Below are 847 nucleotides of genomic sequence, written 5' to 3'. Positions count from 1 at the left end.
CCAGCAGGCGGCGGTGATGCAGGCCAAGCGCAAGGGCGCGCACCTGTACACCAGGTGCCCCGACTGCGGTATTGACCAGCGCACCGGCAAGGCTCGACAGCTGAATATCTGGCGGGCCACCACCTGGAAAGTGGATCCACCGACGCCGCCGGCCAATATCGAAGGCGACCTGGTGGCCGGCGAGAAACCGAAACCCAAACAGACGGCGATCCAGGAAGACTGGTCGCCGGAGCTGGAGGCGCGCGAGCAGGCGGCCGCACAGACGGCGCCGGCTACCGACTCCGAACCGAAACCCAAACCGAAAACCGGCCTGGTGATCGCTGGGATTGGCCTGCTGGCCGGTCTCGGTTTGGTCGCCGCCAGCATTTGAGGAACAGCTATGCCACAGGTTGATATCGAGGAAGTAACCGGGGCCGGCGACCAGAATGTCGCCGACCTGGAGCAGATAGTCGCGGCGACGCCGGAGGAGGAGCCGCAGGGCGAGCAGGGGGCCACCGAGGCGCCGAAGCCGGAGGAGGTCGCACCGGATGCGATGGAGCAGGCCAAGTCGAAGGCCCGCGCCCTGGTGGGTGTGCTGCAAACCGGATTTAAGGCCCTGGACCGCCGTATCGACTACCCGAAGGAGATCTACCAGCAGGCGGAAACGCGCCTGGCCCCGGCGATCGCCAAGCACAATATCTCCGAAATGCCGGTTGCCAACCGACTGGAGGAGATAGACGCGGTTTCATTCCTGGGGGAACTCACCTGGAAGTCGGTCCAGGATGTGGTCGGCCTGCGCCGCCGCGACAAGGCCGAACGGGAGGCGGCGGAGGCGCGCCGCCAGGAACAGATCGATCAGGGGGTGGCC

2 protein-coding genes are annotated in these 847 nt (G+C 66.2%); both read left to right on the top strand.

Annotated elements, in window-relative coordinates; genetic code table 11:
- On the top strand, positions 1 to 370 hold a 370-nt coding region (locus IG627_RS20705), incomplete at its 5' end, for a hypothetical protein (protein ID WP_226865509.1).
- A 9-nt stretch (positions 371 to 379) separates the two neighbouring features.
- Positions 380 to 847, top strand: a 468-nt coding sequence (locus tag IG627_RS20700) for a hypothetical protein (protein WP_193195223.1), incomplete at its 3' end; no start/stop codon positions are given.

The organism is Microbulbifer taiwanensis (assembly GCF_014904815.1).
GTDB classification, from domain to species: Bacteria; Pseudomonadota; Gammaproteobacteria; order Pseudomonadales; family Cellvibrionaceae; genus Microbulbifer; species Microbulbifer taiwanensis.
The sequence above is the reverse complement of the archived record's forward strand: the minus strand, read 5'-3'. Positions and strand labels throughout refer to the sequence as shown.